Origin of the sequence: Synechococcus sp. UW106 (assembly GCF_900474015.1) — a bacterium.
Classification (GTDB): domain Bacteria; phylum Cyanobacteriota; class Cyanobacteriia; order PCC-6307; family Cyanobiaceae; genus Parasynechococcus.
Map to the genome: position 1 here is coordinate 77,614 of NZ_UCNV01000009.1, position 17,087 is coordinate 94,700.

Annotated in this window: 14 protein-coding genes and 1 tRNA gene; 9 read left to right on the top strand and 6 right to left on the bottom strand. The window is 62.3% G+C overall.

The annotated features are described in order from the left end of the window. Positions 1-19: 19 nt before the first annotated feature. Positions 20-3,196, top strand: coding sequence for a glycoside hydrolase family 15 protein (locus DXY30_RS08185; protein WP_244281340.1), 3,177 nt, complete (start codon positions 20-22; stop codon positions 3,194-3,196). A gap of 15 nt (positions 3,197-3,211) precedes the next feature. Here the strand turns inward: DXY30_RS08185 and DXY30_RS08190 are convergent, their stop codons facing one another. From DXY30_RS08190 to DXY30_RS08200, 4 genes are all read right to left on the bottom strand, one after another. Beyond that, complete coding sequence (locus DXY30_RS08190) at positions 3,212-4,219, bottom strand: Gfo/Idh/MocA family protein (RefSeq protein WP_115024926.1); 1,008 nt, start codon at positions 4,217-4,219, stop codon at positions 3,212-3,214. A gap of 37 nt (positions 4,220-4,256) precedes the next feature. Next, positions 4,257-5,540 (bottom strand): hemolysin family protein, encoded by a 1,284-nt coding sequence (locus tag DXY30_RS08195; protein ID WP_115094413.1) that lies wholly within the window; start codon positions 5,538-5,540, stop codon positions 4,257-4,259. 13 nt (positions 5,541-5,553) lie between these two features. Next, positions 5,554-5,626 (bottom strand) — tRNA-Ile (locus tag DXY30_RS14175). A gap of 12 nt (positions 5,627-5,638) precedes the next feature. Then, positions 5,639-6,133: a hypothetical protein gene (locus DXY30_RS08200; protein ID WP_371638802.1), complete on the bottom strand. Its 495-nt coding sequence runs from the start codon at positions 6,131-6,133 to the stop codon at positions 5,639-5,641. Between the two features lie 62 nt (positions 6,134-6,195). Here DXY30_RS08200 and pyrE point away from each other — a divergent pair, with 62 nt between their 5' ends. Beyond that, on the top strand, positions 6,196-6,768 hold the full coding sequence (gene pyrE, locus DXY30_RS08205) for an orotate phosphoribosyltransferase (RefSeq protein WP_115094417.1): 573 nt from the start codon (positions 6,196-6,198) through the stop codon (positions 6,766-6,768). Continuing rightward, positions 6,765-7,559 carry a folate-binding protein YgfZ gene (locus tag DXY30_RS08210; RefSeq protein ID WP_115094418.1) on the top strand — a complete coding sequence of 265 codons (795 nt, stop codon included), beginning with the start codon at positions 6,765-6,767 and terminating at the stop codon, positions 7,557-7,559. The genes pyrE and DXY30_RS08210 overlap by 4 nt, the downstream gene beginning before the upstream one ends. On the opposite strand, the gene DXY30_RS08215 is transcribed toward DXY30_RS08210, so the two are convergent. Further along, positions 7,541-9,016, bottom strand: coding sequence for a TM0106 family RecB-like putative nuclease (locus tag DXY30_RS08215; protein ID WP_115094419.1), 1,476 nt, complete (start codon positions 9,014-9,016; stop codon positions 7,541-7,543). The two genes, DXY30_RS08210 and DXY30_RS08215, sit on opposite strands and share 19 nt — an antisense overlap. Before the next feature lie 53 nt (positions 9,017-9,069). On the opposite strand from DXY30_RS08215, the gene DXY30_RS08220 reads away from it, so the two are divergent. The 6 genes from DXY30_RS08220 (at position 9,070) to DXY30_RS08245 (ending at position 16,026) form a co-directional block, all read left to right on the top strand. Beyond that, complete coding sequence (locus tag DXY30_RS08220; RefSeq protein WP_115094420.1) at positions 9,070-10,533, top strand: phosphoglucomutase/phosphomannomutase family protein; 1,464 nt, start codon at positions 9,070-9,072, stop codon at positions 10,531-10,533. Continuing rightward, positions 10,530-11,111 (top strand): RdgB/HAM1 family non-canonical purine NTP pyrophosphatase, encoded by a 582-nt coding sequence (rdgB, locus tag DXY30_RS08225; RefSeq protein ID WP_115094421.1) that lies wholly within the window; start codon positions 10,530-10,532, stop codon positions 11,109-11,111. The genes DXY30_RS08220 and rdgB overlap by 4 nt, the downstream gene beginning before the upstream one ends. 69 nt (positions 11,112-11,180) lie before the next feature. Beyond that, positions 11,181-12,221, top strand: a complete 1,041-nt coding sequence (locus DXY30_RS08230) for an SAM-dependent methyltransferase (protein ID WP_115094422.1) — start codon at positions 11,181-11,183, stop codon at positions 12,219-12,221. Beyond that, the gene (locus DXY30_RS08235) at positions 12,218-13,273 is read left to right on the top strand and encodes a Glu/Leu/Phe/Val dehydrogenase dimerization domain-containing protein (RefSeq protein WP_115094423.1); all 1,056 of its coding nucleotides are present in this window, start codon (positions 12,218-12,220) and stop codon (positions 13,271-13,273) included. Before DXY30_RS08230 ends, DXY30_RS08235 begins: the two co-directional genes overlap by 4 nt. After that, on the top strand, positions 13,270-14,460 hold the full coding sequence (locus DXY30_RS08240; protein ID WP_115094424.1) for an FAD-dependent oxidoreductase: 1,191 nt from the start codon (positions 13,270-13,272) through the stop codon (positions 14,458-14,460). Before DXY30_RS08235 ends, DXY30_RS08240 begins: the two co-directional genes overlap by 4 nt. Before the next feature lie 18 nt (positions 14,461-14,478). Continuing rightward, positions 14,479-16,026 (top strand): BCCT family transporter, encoded by a 1,548-nt coding sequence (locus DXY30_RS08245; protein WP_115094425.1) that lies wholly within the window; start codon positions 14,479-14,481, stop codon positions 16,024-16,026. 12 nt (positions 16,027-16,038) lie between these two features. On the opposite strand, the gene DXY30_RS13620 is transcribed toward DXY30_RS08245, so the two are convergent. After that, a complete protein-coding gene (locus DXY30_RS13620) occupies positions 16,039-16,650 on the bottom strand; it encodes a hypothetical protein (protein WP_137006821.1) in 612 nt (203 codons plus the stop codon). Positions 16,651-17,087 lie beyond the last annotated feature (437 nt).

A 17,087-nucleotide genomic window follows, 5' to 3' on the forward strand; every position in this document is an offset into this window, starting at 1 on the left:
GGTGGTGATGGATGAGGGCATGGTTGTGACGACGACGGAAACCCAACCGCAGAACCACGCCACAAACCTTCAGCGTCTGGATCAATCGATCCAACGGGTCGTTCTTGATCGGCAGGACCCGATCAGCGGCCTGCTCCCCGCCAGCACCGCCCACACCATCCATGGCAACTATGGAGATGCCTGGGTGCGGGACTGCGTCTATTCGGTGCAGTGTGTTTGGGGACTGGCCCTGGCCCACCGCCGTCAACAGGGGCAAACCAGCCGACGTTCCTGGGAACTGGAGCAGCGGGTGGTAGCCCTCATGCGCGGCCTGATGCGCTCGATGATGCGCCAAGCCGTGAAAGTGGAGCGCTTTAAGGAGAGCCTGCATCCCCTCGACGCGCTCCACGCCAAATACGACAGCTGCACCGGTGAATCGGTGGTGGCCGATGACGCCTGGGGCCATCTTCAACTGGATGCCACCTCTCTGTTCTTGCTGCAGCTGGCGCAGCTGACCAAGGGCGGTTGCGCAGTAGTGCAGAGCCGTGACGAGGTGGATTTCCTCCAAAACCTCGTGCACTACATCGCCAGGGCGTACCGCACCCCCGATTACGGGATCTGGGAACGCGGTGACAAGGGAAACCATGGACTGCCGGAGCGCAATGCGAGCTCAATCGGCATGGCCAAGGCCGCCCTGGAATCGCTTGATGGGCTTGACCTCTACGGCCCCCATGGCGACGGCAGCTGCGTCCTGCTGATTCCTCAGGGGGCCATCGTGCGCCTGCGTCGCGCCCTGCAAGGGCTCCTGCCACGGGAATCCGCTAGCAAGGAAGCCGACAGTGCCTGTCTCTCCGTGATTGGTTATCCCGCCTGGGCAGTGGAAGATGCTGCCCTGGTGGAGCGCACGGGCCGTCGCATTCGACGGGAACTGGGCGGGGGCTACGGCTACAAACGCTTCCTTCGGGATGGTCACCAGACGGTGGTGGAAGACGTCAGCCGCCTGCACTACGAACCTGAGGAGCTCGCCGCCTTCGAGGGGATCGAGTCGGAGTGGCCGTTGTTTCTGGCCTTCGAATTGGTCACCGCATGCTGCGAAGGCCGCTCGGACGAGGCCCAGCGCTTGCACAGCCAGCTCAAGGCACTGGCGGTCGAACAGGACGGCGAACATCTCTACCCGGAGCTGTATCAAGTCCCTGCCAGTGCCGTCAACGAGGAACGGCTGAATCCAGGCAGCCAGGCCAGGGAAGCCAACACCAATCTGCCGCTGATCTGGACCCAAAGCCTTGTCTGGCTGGGGGAAATGCTGCTCAACGATCTGATCCGCCCCGAAGACATCGACCCCTGTGGACGCAGGGATCCGAAGCAACTGGGCGCCGAGGCAGTTCTTGTGGCGATGGCTCCCGAGACGGATGCCGTGCGCCACGCGCTGCTGGCTGCAGAAGTGCCGATCGACCCAACCAGGGTGATTCCCGTGCTGTCATCCGACGAGCTGAAACAACTGCTGAAAGCGGCCGGCACCAATCCGCGGCTGGAACTCAGCGGACGCCCTGGGCACCGCGTGGAAACTGAGGACACCGCTCGCGTCTACCGCCAAGACGGTTCTATCAGCGTATTCACCCCGTCGGTTCTGGAGGACCGCAGCAGCTATCTGGCCGATGACCCTGAGGAGCTGCTGGAGAGCGTTGTGGACGAGCTGCATCTGCTGCAACGGCACTGGCGGGGTGTGGGACTGCCCCTTCTGGTAATTCCCATTCGTGAAACAGCCCTCGATCAGCACCGTGACATCGTCCTCAAACTTGCCGATCAACTCGGCAGCGGCGTGATTGAAACCATCCCCGTCCGGTTGGGCCGCTTGAGTCAGCTGGTGGATCAGGGACAAGAGGTCCAGCTCCCACCGCTTCAGCAGAAGCCCGTCCCAACATCCGATCAACCCCAGCACGTTTTGCGCGACGCCACCGATCTACGGGATCTGACGGCCGCTGAGGAGCAGGAGCTGGATGACACCCCAATCGAACAGTTGAGCCAGCGCCTCTGGAGCAGTGCGCTGCTGCATGAACAGGCCGAAGTACTGGAATTGCTGCAACGGCGTCTCGGCCCTCAGGGGATACAACGCAGCCCCGATGGGCATCCGGTGGCCCTGCGCAACCTGCTCGAAGAGGTTTATCACCGGGGCTTGCGTTGTGAAGACTGGAATGTGGTGCGGCGCTGTGCCGGCGCCATGGGCATGGTGCATCCCCAGCTGGAAGATGCCCTAACCGATCTTCTCGTCCGCCAGAAACAAGTGGTGGTGGGACGCAACTACACCGGCGACTCAAGGCTCCGTCAACCGATGGACAGCGCTGCCATCGCCGAACGGATTGAGACGACTAGCGGGATCGACGGTCGTGAACGCATGCTCGAGCAGGAACTCCTGCTGGCCCTCGACAGCGTGGCGCGGCGGGAGCCAGCCCTGCTCAAGGGCAGCCTCACCCTGCAGCTGGGGCAGCTGATGCTGCTGCTGACATCGGAACTGGCCCTGGACAAAAGTCTCAGCCAGGACGAGGCCTTTGAAGCCCTCTGCAGCGAAGCACCCCACGCCATCCGCAAACGGTTGCGCGCCGTGCTCGGGGATGTGGACCATGCGAGGGCCGCCCTGCAACGCGGCGAGCAGCTGCACGTGAGCGGCAGGGTGCAATGGTCCGTTCCCGATCCATTGGAAGAAACACCCGGGGGCGGTGACTGGCTTCAGCACCGCATCCGCCTGGGCTCATTCCAGAAAGTTCCCCGCGATTTCTATGCCGGTATCTGGTCCCTGCTGCAACACTGCCGCGGCCTGGTGATCGGCGACAAGCTGGAACGGCGTAATCGACTTAACAGCCGTCTCGTCCTCGAGAAAACACCCGGCGAACGCAATTTCGCCGCCCAAGTCGACCATCTGCTCAGTCGGATCAAAGCACCGGAATACCGGCAACTCTGCAGCGAATGCCTGCTCTCACTGATGGCCTTTGTCGAAGCCAATCCGGAGGTGCGCTTCGAGGATGACCTAGCCCTCGACGTGGTGATTGGTCATGCCGTCCGGGTGGGCTGGCAACAGAGTCATCCATCCCTCAGTCCTGAGAACTACCCGCAGCAGAAAGCCCAGGCCTGGGGGCAGTTCTATCGATCCTCTCCCGGTGACTGTCGGCGCTGGCAGGTGACGGCGTTGCGGGAGCTGGCCGAACAAGAAGGGCTGGTCTGATCCGAGTCAGGCCCGTCAGATGGGTGCAGGCAAGGGTGCCCCGGTATCCGGGTGTTCGACCGCCTGCTCGATCAGATCCGCCAGCTTGAGTGCACGCGACGCCTGAAGACCGTCCACAGCAGGGGTTTCCCGGCCTCGCACGCACTGGAGAAAGTGCTCAAGCTCGGCGTAGAGCGGTTCGATGGACGTGGTGCTCACCTCCTCGATGAAGCCGTCATTGCGGTACAGCAGCTCACCGTGATCTGCGGAATACCACTCATGGGCACGGCGATGGATGTGCAGGGTGTGGTTGAGGAAGTCGGTTTCCACCAGGCTTGACCGGCAGTGCGCACTAAGGCTGCGGATCTTGCGGTGGCTCATCTTGCTGGCCGTGAGGCTGGCCACAACACCATTCTCAAAACCCAGCGTGGCATTGACGTAATCAATCGGTCCCTCGGCACTGCGACCACCGGCAGCGGCAAGCCTCACAACGGGTGCCTTGGCCAGCTCCAGCACAAGATCAATGTCATGAATCATCAGATCCAGCACCACGGAGACGTCATTAGCCCGATCGGAATGGGGGCTGTGGCGACGCCCCTCGAGGACCACGACTTCTTCGTTGGCCACAACCTTGGTGAGTTCACGAAAAGCGGGATTGAACCGCTCAATGTGACCAACCTGCAGCAGACGACCGGCTGCTGTAGCCGCCTCGATCAGCGCGGTGGCCTCGTCTTGACTCGCCGCGATCGGCTTTTCGATCAGAACATGCACACCCGCTCGAAGACAGGCCAGGCCGACGGGATGATGCAGAAGGGTCGGAACAGCGATGCAGACCGCCTCCACCTCAGAAAGCATGGCGTGGTAATCCCCAAACCAGCGGCAGCCGAATTGCTCCGTAGCGAGCTGTCCGCGTTCGGCATCGGGATCCGCAACTCCCACCAAGTCGGCATCCCGCAGAAGGCTGAGCACACGAGCGTGGTGCCAACCCATGTTGCCGATTCCGATCACCCCGACCTTCACTGGGACCATGGGGTCGGGAGACATCAGAACGGGCAATCGGTTGGGGGAAGACTATCGGCCTTCAGTCGGAATCATCCTCTGGACTAGGAAGAACGAGTCGGACGCGGTCAATCCGCGGCCCTGCCATGGCCGTGATTTCGAACTGCAGGCCGTTGAAATGCAGCGCTTCCCCAGCGGATGGAATGTGCTGAAGCCGCTCCAGCAGGAAACCCGCAAGGGTGTGATGGTCATCCGCCTCGGGCAGATCGAGGTTCAGCTGACGGTTCAGCTCAAAGATCTCCAGATCTCCCGCCACCAGCCAAACACCAGGGCAGTCCTTGTCCTCGAGCAGATCTGGCTCATCGGTCTCACCGGGGTCCTCATCACCAACGATTTCTCCGGTGAGATCTGCTGCTGTCACGAGCCCCTCAGTGCCGCCGTGCTCATCCACCACCAACAGAAGCGGCTGGCCACTGCGAATCATCGGCAGCAGCTCCGCCAAGGTGCAGGTCTCCAGCACGGGCACCGCAGGCTGGAGATAGGGCTCAAGCAGCGAATCGGCCTGGAGCTCTCCCCGTGCGATCGGTTCAGCCATCTGACGGAGATCCAGCACGCCACGCACGTCGTCCAGCGACTGGCCAATTACCGGGAACCGCGCGTGACGGGTGTGATGCACGGCTTCCATCATCTCCGCGAAACGGACCGTGGCCGGCAGCGTGACCATCCCGGAGCGAGGCACCATCACCTCCCGCACCTGGGTGTCCCGCAGGGCAAAGACTCCTTCAAGAATGTTCTTTTCATCGGGAAACAATCCCGTGACCCGCCCGGATTCCACGAGGGTTTCCAGCTCACCGGCAGAGAGTGCTGGCACCAATACATCCCACTGGGGAGCCAGGCCGAGCAGGCGCATCAGCAGGCCTGCAAGTGCCTCAAGCAGGTTGAGCAGCGGAGCCAAGCAGCGCATCACCACCTCCAGCAACGGCACCAGTCGGAGCGCGGAGGATTCCGGACGGTTCAGCACCCAGGCCTTGGGCAGTAAACCGGCGACCAACGTGGCGAGCAACACGATGCCGAGAAACAGCGCCGTATCCCGCCAGGCCACACCTAGGGAGCCATCCGACCAGAGCCGACCCCCCAAACCGCGACCGGCCCAGCCCAAAGCCACTAGCGCGAGGGTGGCACCCAGCTGAGAAACCAACAAGGCCCGCCGCAGGCGTCGCTGCAGACGCTGAATGGAGCGGGCCCCGGTCTGCTTTTCCTCCACAAGCACTTCGACACGGCTGGGGCGAAGCCGCAACAGGGCCACCTCTGCGGCCGCGAAGAAGGCCGGTAAAACCAGCAGGACAGCCAGCAGTAAAAGCCGCATCAACAGGGGGGAATGGGGGTCGCGAGGATCGAACTCGCCTTAGGCGAATTATGAGTTCGCTGCATTCACCAGATTGCTAGACCCCCTCGAACCTTGTGTTACCACAAGGGAGTGACGTCGGGGAAATCATCGATCACGGGCGACACCAATACTGCTTCGTTTGCATCTGAGGCGGCCAGGCTGCCCTCAAATCCGCTCGGGATATCGAGGGTTCGCAACGGCAGAGGCGGGCTCTGCTCCTCCAGCAGAGCTCCGGTCGTGTTTTGCAGGGCGGACCCGTCCCAGATCAGAGTCTGGTCAGGAAAGCCAAGGCCCATCACCCGATTCCCCTCGATTCCTCCAACAGCAATCCCCAAAAAATCGGTCAATTGATGCAGAGGATCCACACCCCTGGCCATGGGTGACGTCCAGGTGTAGAAGCGACGGTTGATCAGCTCACTGGTGGTCTCCGTGGGATGGCACACCGTCACTTCCACGGGGTATGAACCACTACCCGGTGGAGGAGCCTCAATACTGGTCGTGCAGACCAGTGGGCCTGCCAGAACCGACTGGCCGGCGAGCACCAGCAAAACCGAGCGAAAGAACGAGCGCAGCAGCACCTGATGAAACAGCTCTAAGCGCAAACTAAGGACATCTGCGAAGCGCGGCCAGTCCCATGACTGAATCGTCGAGTGTCCCGACTGAGCGGGAGCAACTGCTGAGCCGCCTGGCCACCTTGGCCTACCGGCACGGAGACTTCACCCTTGCGTCAGGCCGCAGGAGCGAGCACTACGTGAACTGCAAACCAGTAAGCCTGAGCGGCTCCGGCCTGGCCTTGATTAGTCGAGCCATGCTGACCCACGTGGAAACTGATGCAGTCGCCGTGGCCGGCCTCACCCTCGGAGCAGACCCACTTGTAAGCGGTGTCGCCGTGGCCGCCGCCGATCAGGGCCGTGATCTCGATGCATTAATCGTCCGTAAGGAGGCCAAAGGCCATGGCACTGGAGCCTGGCTGGAGGGACCACTACCAGCGCCCGGGGCACTGATCACCGTGCTGGAAGACGTTGTAACCACAGGGGGGTCCTCCCTCAAAGCGGTCCGGCAGCTGCGCGACGCCGGCTACTGCGTCAAGAGGGTCGTCACCATCGTCGACCGGGAAGAAGGGGGCGATGCCGCCATGGCTGCTGACGATCTCGAGCTGATCAGCTTGTACAAATTGTCTGAGATCGCCGCCGTCACCAAAGCATGAACAGGCTGTTTTGGGACGGCACATTCCCCCGGCTGCGCCTGAGCGGAAGCGGAGCATGCCAGTTTCTTCAGGGTCAGACCAGTGCTGACCTCAACGCACTCCAACCCGGTGATCTCCTGCAGACCTGCTGGCTGACCGCAACGGGACGCTTACGGGCGCTGCTGGAAGTCCGTCTGGATACGGATGGAGCCGATGTGATCGTTCTGGCGGGAGATGCTGCTGCGGTTCACGCCGGATTCGATCAGGTGATCTTTCCAGCCGATCGTGTGCGACTGCAACCCCTGGCCGAGCGGCGCCGGCTGCAATGGCTGGAGCCTGACGCTGCAGTGATCTGGCCTGAGCCGGATGTGGCATTGCCGGAGCCATGGGCATCAGGGAAGCCAGCCACCGCCGCGGCATTGGAGCATCGGCGGCTCCAGAGCGGCTTCCCGCCAGGGCCAGGTGAGCTCAATGGCGAAACCAACCCTCTGGAACTGGGACTCGTGGCTCGGATCAGCACAGTCAAGGGCTGCTACCTGGGCCAGGAGACCATGGCCAAACTCATCGGAAAAGCGGGGGTGAAACAAGCGCTGCGCTGTTGGAGCTGCCGCAGTCCGCTGTCGAGCGCCGCAAAACTCACGCTGAAGGGAGAGCGGGCCGGGGTGATCACCAGTGCTATCGAACACGACAACTCGTGGATTGGACTGGCCCTGGTGCGCCGCCAATGTCTTGCCAGTGAAACGCTGGAGGGACCCAATGGGGAACTGCTCCAGATCAGCCGACCTGAGGCGTTTCAGGATCCCGACGTCTGATCCTGTTGCAGCAACCAGGCGGCAACGGCCCAGGTGGCTAGGCAGTCATCGCGGTTGTAATCGAAGATCCAGCGCAGCCCATGCCTGTTACCGCGTCGATCAGGGCCATCGCCCTGCCACTGCCGCCACCACAACAAGGCCCTGGCCCCGTCAGCACCGGCCTGACTCCAACGGAACCCCTGCCAACCGGCCACGGCCTTGAGGCCGTAACTGGCCAATGGCAAGCGCCAGTGACGCCGCACCCGGGCATGAACATCCACGAGACGGTGACGAAGCTGCTTCAGTTCAGCCTCATCGACACCTTGCCGCTCGGCCAAGCGTCGCAAGGCCAGGCTTTCTGTTTCCCCGTAGTGAAGAATTGGCCACCCCCGGTAGTGAGCCAGCAGGCGTTGCAACCGAAGCCAGCAACGGGGTTCACCGTGCTCGGCCAGGGCCAGGATCGGGTGATAGGCCACTGAAGCAAGGTCCCAGTCCCCACGTTCGGTTTTGTGCAAGACCAGAAAACCGTGGAGAAAGTCGTGACGGGCGTCGGGGTCGGATTCGATGTCGTAAAGGAGCACACCAGGGCAGTCACGAAGTTCCGGAAGTGCCGGTGCAGCGTCCAAACGTTCCACCCGACCATCGCGCTGCGCACTGGCCTGGGCCACCAAGGCTGCAGCCACCTCACCATGCTGATCACCGAAGCGTTGAAGCTGCTCAGCGAGCTGCATCGGATCAGCAGCGGCCAGATCAGATAGGCCGCGAATCCCAAGCTCCAGCAACATCTCGCGGCGCTTGGCTCCGATACCGCTGACCTCACTTAGGTGCCCTTGCTCCGCCGCCACGGCGTTACAAACACCCCGCCAGCTGCAGAGTGAGCACTTGCGTCGATCGGCTGCCAGAGGAGGAGGGACCGACCGCTCAAGGTCATCACGCAGTTTGCGCAACCCTTCCGAAAGCTGTCGCCGCATGCCGGTCGATAGATGGACCCGCTCCTGTTCCAGCCGCCGGCCGCCGCCGCCGAGAACCAGCATGGATGGGACATCGCCCTGTTGCACCTGCTCGAGCAGCAGAGCCATCAGCGCCAGAGGCAGCTGATGTTCCCGAGTGGTACGACGGCCCTGACGTGCCAGCACCGGTTGATAGGCGAAGTCGCCCCAGCGGCTCTTGCCCTTGACCCGCCTGAGCAGGGGAGGATGCGCCTCCAACGGTTCCCCGGAAGGGCCCAGACCCTTCAGGCGCAGACCCACCACGGCGTCGGCACCGGCAACACAGGCGGCCAAGCCATGGCCTGGTTTGCGGGGCATCAATCCCACAAAACATCGCTGCTGGTCATCCAGCAGCAGATTGCGATGGGCGGTCCAACGTCGCTCAGCAGGATTTCCGTGGCGATCGAGCCAGGCCTTGCGACGACAACGCAGCCAACTGCGCAGCAACCGGTCGGTGAGGGCGTTGTCGGCAGGCGGGGTGTCACCCATCCGCCGACCCTACGGCTGCCAGCTGCTAGATCCACTGAAGTGCAGGCTGTGCCATGGCATCGGCTCCCCTCCCCCTAAGCCCAGCTCCAATCAAGTTCGGCACCGATGGCTGGCGCGGAATCATCGGTGTCGACATCACGGTGGAGCGCTTATTGCCCGTTGCCGCGGCCGCGGCCCAGGAGCTCGCGCATCGCGCCCCAGAAGGCCACAGAAGCCGAACGGTGGTCATCGGTTACGACCGGCGCTTCCTGGCTCCCGAACTAGCGGAAGCCATCGCCGCAGCCGTGCGGGGTTGTGAACTCGAGCCCCTACTAACAGACACCGCTGTCCCCACACCGGCCTGCAGCTGGGCCGTGGTGGAGCGCAAAGCCCTTGGAGCGCTGGTCATCACCGCCAGTCACAACCCGCCGGAATGGCTGGGGCTGAAGATCAAAGGCCCCTTCGGCGGGTCAGTCGAGGGCGACTTCACCGCCGCAGTCGAACGACGACTGACCGCCGGCGGCATCACAGCACCGATCAAAGCGGAGGTCCCCCGCTTTGATGGTCGGGGCGAGCATCTCGAAGGTCTCCGCCGCAAGCTCGACCTCAACGCACTGCTGCGGGGCCTCAAGACCATCAACCTGAAGGTGATCGTGGATCCGATGCACGGCTCAGCCGCCGGGTGTGTGACGGAGCTGCTCGGGCCTGAGGCCCATGGGGTGGTAGAGGAAATCCGCAGCGATCGCAATCCTTTATTTGGTGGTCATCCGCCGGAACCCCTTGCGGCCTATCTCGAAGAGCTGATCACAGCGGTAAAGACCTCAACCGACGCCGGGAGCCCTGCCGTGGGATTGGTCTTCGACGGCGATGGGGACCGCATTGCCGCTGTGGATGAAACAGGTCGGTTCTGCAGCACCCAGCTGCTGATGCCCCTGCTGATCGATCACCTGGCCCGCGCCCGGCAGCTGCCAGGAGCAGTGGTCAAGACCGTGAGCGGATCTGATCTGATGCGGCTGGTTGCGGAAGCGCAGGGACGCGATGTTCTTGAGCTCGCTGTGGGCTTCAAGTACATCGCCGCGGAGATGCTGGCGGGGGACGTGCTGATCGGCGGCGAGGAGTCTGGTGGAGTTGGCTTCGGCATGCACCTGCCCGAGCGGGATGCACTGTTCGCAGCAATGCTGGTGCTTGAAGCCCTTGTTGAAGGGAAGCAACCCCTGGGAGCTCGACTGGATGCTCTCCAGGCGCAGCACGGAGGCAGTAGCCACTACGACCGCTTCGACCTGCGACTGGCTGACATGGAGGCACGCCGACGGCTCGAGACGCTGCTTGCCCAGAGCACACCTTCGACCATCGCAGGGGCAAAGGTGCTGGAGGTGATCACCACAGACGGCATCAAACTGAGAATGGGGCCCAGCCACTGGCTGATGCTGCGCTTTTCCGGAACCGAACCTCTACTTCGGCTCTACTGCGAAGGGCCCGATGCCGATCGGGTGGATGCTGTGCTGGCCTGGGGCAGGCAGTTCGCGGAGGCCGCATGAAGGCACTGGTCATCGCCAGCGGCAACGCCGGAAAGATTCGTGAATTCCAGGGTCTGCTGCAGGACCTCCCCGTCACAGTGCGGCCCCAGCCTGAGGGTTTGGAGGTGGAGGAGACAGGCAGCACGTTTGCCGCCAATGCCCGTCTCAAAGCTCAAGCGGTTGCAGCTACTACAGGGGAATGGGCGTTGGCCGACGATTCAGGCCTAAGCGTGGACGCCCTGGATGGCGCCCCGGGTGTTCACTCCGCCCGCTACGCCCCCACCGATCCGGAACGCATCGCACGGCTGTTGAAGGCGCTGAACGGCTCAGAGCAACGCCAAGCCCATTTCTGCGCTGCGCTCTGCATCGCTGCCCCCGATGGCTCCGTTCTGCTTGAGGTGGAAGGCCGTTGCGACGGTTTGATCACGGCGTCACCTCGGGGGGAGCAAGGCTTTGGCTACGACCCGATCTTCGAAGTCGCTGGAACGGGCCGCACCTTTGCCGAGATGCCCTTGGCTGAGAAAAAACAGCATGGCCATCGCGGCAGAGCCTTCAGCCTCCTGGAACCCAAACTGCGTCATTTGCTCCAAGCAACGTGAAGCAGACGCGTTAATTCGTAGTCGATTCAGCCATGGTCTGTACGGTGAGGCCTGCCGCTGACGAGGTCCATGGCCATCGCCATGACCACGGGTTACAGCGCGCAGACCGAAGGCGCTCTTCTGTGCATTGAAGCCGCCTCGGACTGGGCCTTGACTTGTGTGAATCAACTGGCTGTCGCAGACAGCCATGTCCTGATCGATTACGGAGCTGCCGATGGCGGCACTGCTGTAGGGCTCTGGAATCAGGTACTGGATCGCATTCATGCCAACCAGCCGAATGCTCATCTGACGCTGATCGGTAACGACTTACCGAGCAACGACAACCTCGCTCTGGCAGAAAACCTGGCCCTGCAGATTCCCCGGGATCCGAAGCCAACAGTGCTGGTGAGTGCCCGCAGCTTCTACGAGCCCTCCGTGGCCCCGGACAGCGTGAGCTTCGGCTTCTCCGCAACCGCCATGCACTGGCTGAGCGCTTCGCCCGGACCACTCGATAGCCACACCCATGTGCTGGCCTCCGGAGATGCCGATGCCCTTCAACGTTTCACCGCCCAGGCGATGAAGGACTGGAACTACATCCTCGAACTGCGTAGTCGCGAGCTAAAGGTAGGCGGGCGACTACTGACCGTGAACCTCTCACGCGATAACGAAGGAAGCTATCTCGGTCATAACGGCGGCGAAACCCGCAATGTGCACGACCAATTGCACCAGATCTGGCGCGGCATGGCCGAGGAAGGTCTGATCAGCGCAGAGCAATACAAAAAAGGCACCGTTCTGAATTTCTACAAGTCCCCCGAGGAGTTCATGGCTCCGCTGAAGGACGAGAGCAGCGCTGCATACCGCAACGGACTGCGCCTCGTGGACGAGCGGACGGTCTATGTGAAGTGCCCCTACAGACGCCGCTGGAACGACAACGGCGACACGACCGCTTTCGCCTCCGGCTTAATGGCGACGATCCGCAGCTGGAGTCGCCACAGCTTCGCCACTGCTGCCGGGGACGCCGCTGCAGACACGGTGTACGAGCGTCTGCAACAGCGCATCGCCGAAACCCCCAGCGAATGGAGTCTCGACTACGTCGAACACCACCAGATGATGGAGAAAGTGGGCGAATGAGCAGCGCCAAGAAAACAGCGCCGACCGTGTCAGTACTGGCGGAACACGTCTCCGACCACCTCTCGGTGTTTGTCGTAGCGGAAGACACCGACGCCAAGCGCCCCGCCAACGGGGGCCTGCGCTTGCTCAATTACCCGAGCGACGAGGCCTGCATCGCTGATGGACAGCGGCTGGCGGGGTTGATGACCCACAAACACGATCTTTACGGCACCGGTTTTGCCGGCGGCAAGATCGTTGCCCGGGCCGCTGAACCCGAAGCGGTCAAGGATGAGTTGATCAGCGTCACCGCCGAGCTGCTGGAGTCCCTCGATGGCGCCATGATCACTGGCTGCGATCTCAACACCAGCCTGCAGGACATGGAGCGTCTGACGGCGCTCACACCGCATGTGCTGGCGGCGGTCGGCAGCCCAGTAGACGCCAGTGCCGCCACAGCCCATGGCACCCTCGGCGCCGTGGAGGCAGTGCTGGAGATGGACCTCAAAGACGCCATTCCCGGCCGGGCCCTCGTGCACGGCTGCGGTGCCGTCGGCGGGACGGTGGCCCGTCATCTCGTCGATCACGGCTGGACGGTGTTCACCGTGGATCTGGATCGCGAGAGAGCCAGTTTTCCAGGCGCGACGCCTCTGCCGGACAGCTGTGCCTGGTGGGAACTGGAGCTCGACCTAGTGCTGCCCTGTTCCATCTCCGGGTTGATCAACGCCGAAATGGCAACGGCCTTGAAGACCCCCGCCGTGGTTCCTGCAGCCAATGCCCCCTTCCAGCAACCGCATTTAGCAGACGACCTGCGTCGCCGCGGTGTGCGGGTGCTGCCGGACCCTCTTGTGAATGCTGGCGCCGTGATCGCCGATTCGATCGAGCGGTTCTCCCCCGATGCCTGGAAGGACGCAGGCGCCACGGACGTGTATGCCTTCGTACGCGATGAGGTGCGCCGGCGGGCAAGCGACTATCTCAATCAGCGCGAACAGGGTTTGTCGGTTGGTGCCGCCCTCGAGGAAGTGGCGGCGACACCCTCCACCGATCCCATCGGCCTCAGCTTTAGAGATAGCGAATGAGCACGCCCTCCTCACTACCCAGCCGCGCAGCAATCGTGATCGTCGGCGGCGGCATGGCGGGCCTGAGCTGCGCTGCATCCCTTGCCCGCCGCGGCCTGCGCGATGTGGTGCTGCTGGAAGCCAAGACCCTGGCCCACGCCAAGGCCAGCAGCTACGGCGAAACCCGGATGTTCCGGGAGATGTATTCGGACCCGGTGCTCTGCCGTCTAGCCCAGGAGGCCAATCGCCTTTGGCGGGAAGAGGAAACTCACGCCGGCGAGCAGCTGCGAGAGACCCACGGCCTGCTCTTCTACGGCGAAAGCTGGGATGAGGAAACGATCGAGGGATCGATCCCAGGGGCCCGCCGGGTCATGGACGATCAGGGAATCCCCTATGAGGCCCTCAATGCCGAACAGATCGCTGCCCGTTTCCCGCTGAAGCCGAAGACGGGTTTCACTGGCCTGTTCGAACCCACCGCCGGTGCCGTGCGCAGCGACAAAGTTGTCACCCACTGGATCAATACCGCCCGTAACGCCGGCCATCAGCTGATCGAGCACTGCCCCGTGGCCGGACTCGATCCCGATGGTGGAGGCGTCACCCTGCAGAGCGGCGAGCACATCGCCGCAAGCCAACTGGTGGTGGCCTGCGGGATCTGGAGCCAACTGTTGCTCGCCCCCCTCGGTTTGGCACCGAAATTGGAGGTGTGGCCGATGCTTTGGGCCCACTACACCGTCAACCCAGCACTTGCTGATCGCTACCCCCAGTGGTTCTGCTTCCAGCAAGAACGAGGCGACGATGGTGGCCTGTACTACGGCTTCCCAGTGTTGAGCCAAACGGCGGATGGCCGGCCCCGGATCAAGGCCGGAATCGACTGGGCCCCACGAGAACTGCGGGTCGCCGCACCCAACGCCATGGCCACCGAGCCACCAGCCCGACTGGTGGAGCTGCTCGACACCTTCCTGTTCAACGAATTGGAGGGAGTTCAGGAACGAGTAGAGACAGTGATCAGTCCGTACTCCATGGCCAGCGATGTGAACTTCGTGCTGGATCGGCTCACCCCGAAGCTGAGTCTGTTTGCAGGGGGCTCCGGCCAGGCCTTCAAGTTCGCTCCCTTGATCGGTGATTCTCTGGCACGCCTCGCCAGTGGTGAACAACCTGCAGTGGATGTCTCCTGCTGGAGCCACCAACGCGACGCCGTCCGAGCCTGACCTTTCACCCTTCATCCGATGTCTGACAACCCCGCTAACCAGCGCTCCTGGTGGCAACAGCCCCCTCTCTGGGTCGGCGCCATCCCCCTGCTGATTTTTCTGTTGGTCTCGGCCATCGACCTGGCTCTGGCCAAGCATTTCACTGAAACCGGCAAAGCCGTGATCAGTGATGCCCTGGGTGCGGTCTGGCAATGGATGGTGGTGCTGCTGTTTCTGATCGCGCTGATCCTTGCCATCAGCCCTATCGGCAAACTCCGGCTTGGCGGAGCGGACGCCAAGCCGAGCTTCAAATTCTTCGATTGGTGCGCGGTTCTGATCTGCACCCTGCTGGCGGGAGGTGGTGTGTTCTGGTCCGCTGCCGAACCGCTGTATCACTTCCAAACACCATCACCAGTGTTTGAAGGGATCCAGCCCAGCACAGCCGCAGCAGTCGATCCTGCCCTGGCGGTGAGTTTTCTGCACTGGGGGTTCCTGGCCTGGGCTCTTGTAGCCACTACCACCACGATCACCTTCTCGATCCTGGAACGTCGCGGTGAACCCCTGCGTCCCCGCACCCTGCTGGTGAATATCGTGCCGCGCAGCTGGGTGGATGGCCCAATCGGTCACCTTGCGGACGGCTTGTCCGTGGTGGCCGCGATCGCGGGCACTGTTGGGCCCTTGGGCTTCCTCTCGCTGCAGCTCAGTAATGCCGCAGGGCAACTGCCCTGGCTCACCGACAGTGCCGGCTTGCAATCCCTGGTTGTGGTGCTGCTGACTGCCGTGTTTGCCAGCTCCACCGTCAGCGGGATTCAGAAGGGCATCAAGTGGCTGTCGGAGCTCAACGTATGGCTCACCCTGGCCATGGCGGCAGGCCTCCTACTCCTTGGCCCTGGCCTCTGGCTTATCCAGCACTTCTTCAGCGGCTTTTTCACTTACCTGGTGTATCTACCGCAGATGGCTCTTACACCCAACGCAGTACCTGCGAACTGGGTGAACGGCTGGACTGTCTTCTACTGGGGTTGGTTCCTTGGCTATGCGCCGCTAATGGGGCTCTTCACCGCCGGCGTCAGCCGCGGCCGCAGCATCCGTGAGCTGGTGCTAGCGGTGGCGATCCTCTGCCCAATCGTGACCAACCTTTGGTTCACCCTGCTGGGGGGCACCGGATTGCATCTGGAATTGGCCGGAGGCGGCATCAGCGAAGCCCTCGCCCAAAACGGAGCCGCCGCTGCACTGCTGACCATCCTCAGCCAACTGCCCCTAGCCGGCCTGCTGATTCCAATCGGCCTGGTGCTGGTGGTGCTGTTCATGTGCACCAGCGCCGACTCAATGAGTTACGCCGCGGCAATGGTGGTGAGCGGCCGCAACGAGCCCCCTGCTCTGCTGCGCTTGTTCTGGGCCTTGATGATCGGCAGCCTCACCCTGGTGCTGCTGCGCATCGGCACGGGCCTGGGGGACAGCACCTCCATCGACGCCCTTCAAGCCTTCATCGTGATCACCGCGGTGCCTGTCACCCCGTTGGTACTGGCAACCCTCTGGAGCGCGCCACGGCTGGCTTGGAAAGAGGCCAAGCGCGAAGGCCTTAGCTGATCAAAGCCGCCATCACACAGCGGCGTCGTACAGAGAGAAGAAACGACGCCGCAAGCGCCATGGGAAACGCAACTCCCTCAGCACGCGAACCATCAGACCTCGCATCTCCTTCCGCTCCGCCTCGGCCTCAGGCCCCGCGTACACCTGCTGGACGGCAGACCGCACTGGGAAGAGGCTGTCCCAACTGACACCCCAGTGTTCCTGTGCAAAAGCCTCGTTAGAGCTGGCATAAAAAGCCGACACCCGGTCATGAAGCGGTTGATCGAAACCGTCAAACTTCTCCCGATCCCAGCCAAGTTCAATGGCGAGATCACGGATGACCTTGCCCTTCCGCTTAAGCACTTCCGGATCGAAACCCGTCTCCACCATCAGGTGGCGACAGAGGGCCGACATCCAGATACCTCGGGCGCCAGGCTGGATGTTCTGCTTCGAGGAACGGCCCACCAACCAGCCCTGCTCACCCGATGGAGCATCCAGACCCAGAGCGTCAACCAGCGCCAGAAACGGATCGGCGATCGCCACCTGCTTGGACAAAGGAAGAAACAACGTCGCAATCGAAGGGAAGCGACTCAGCACACGAAATTTGGATGGATAAGAAATATCCCACGAATCAGAATCATGCATAATGTAATCACAATATTGCTCAAAATCAGGCGTCTCACGAAACCGTCGAACTCGGTGCGCGTAGACCGAATTCAACCAAGACTGCTGATCTCTAACGTAGTAACTGACCCCTAATTTGAACCCCTGGAGCTCAACCAGAGCCTGCAATCTGCCCAAAGCAGTTCGACTAAGGATCCGATCATCCAAAGAGGAACTACTGAGCAAAACCCTGTGACACGAAGAAGGCAGGGTGGCCAGCGCTTCCTCAACAGGCGCATAGTTCTTTTGTGCGATGGCGTTGGCAAGACGATTGTCATCACCGTCCATCAACACACCTTGAGCTGCGAGATGGTCCCGGTTTTGCCGAAGTCGCTCGGTGACGTAACTACTGGCTGCCTTATGGGGACCGGCATGGATCCACAGCATCCGCTCATCACGATTGATTTGCGGACGCGTGA

Excerpts from the sequence above, each read along its gene's own strand:
- DXY30_RS08185 (WP_244281340.1), top strand. The coding sequence starts at position 20 with ATGGTTGTGACGACGACGGAAACCCAACCGCAGAACCACGCCACAAAC.
- DXY30_RS08190 (WP_115024926.1), bottom strand. The coding sequence starts at position 4,219 with ATGTCTCCCGACCCCATGGTCCCAGTGAAGGTCGGGGTGATCGGAATC.
- DXY30_RS08195 (WP_115094413.1), bottom strand. The coding sequence starts at position 5,540 with ATGCGGCTTTTACTGCTGGCTGTCCTGCTGGTTTTACCGGCCTTCTTC.
- pyrE (WP_115094417.1), top strand. The coding sequence starts at position 6,196 with ATGACTGAATCGTCGAGTGTCCCGACTGAGCGGGAGCAACTGCTGAGC.
- DXY30_RS08210 (WP_115094418.1), top strand. The coding sequence starts at position 6,765 with ATGAACAGGCTGTTTTGGGACGGCACATTCCCCCGGCTGCGCCTGAGC.
- DXY30_RS08215 (WP_115094419.1), bottom strand. The coding sequence starts at position 9,016 with ATGGGTGACACCCCGCCTGCCGACAACGCCCTCACCGACCGGTTGCTG.
- DXY30_RS08220 (WP_115094420.1), top strand. The coding sequence starts at position 9,070 with ATGGCATCGGCTCCCCTCCCCCTAAGCCCAGCTCCAATCAAGTTCGGC.
- rdgB (WP_115094421.1), top strand. The coding sequence starts at position 10,530 with ATGAAGGCACTGGTCATCGCCAGCGGCAACGCCGGAAAGATTCGTGAA.
- DXY30_RS08230 (WP_115094422.1), top strand. The coding sequence starts at position 11,181 with ATGGCCATCGCCATGACCACGGGTTACAGCGCGCAGACCGAAGGCGCT.
- DXY30_RS08235 (WP_115094423.1), top strand. The coding sequence starts at position 12,218 with ATGAGCAGCGCCAAGAAAACAGCGCCGACCGTGTCAGTACTGGCGGAA.
- DXY30_RS08240 (WP_115094424.1), top strand. The coding sequence starts at position 13,270 with ATGAGCACGCCCTCCTCACTACCCAGCCGCGCAGCAATCGTGATCGTC.
- DXY30_RS08245 (WP_115094425.1), top strand. The coding sequence starts at position 14,479 with ATGTCTGACAACCCCGCTAACCAGCGCTCCTGGTGGCAACAGCCCCCT.
- DXY30_RS13620 (WP_137006821.1), bottom strand. The coding sequence starts at position 16,650 with ATGCATGATTCTGATTCGTGGGATATTTCTTATCCATCCAAATTTCGT.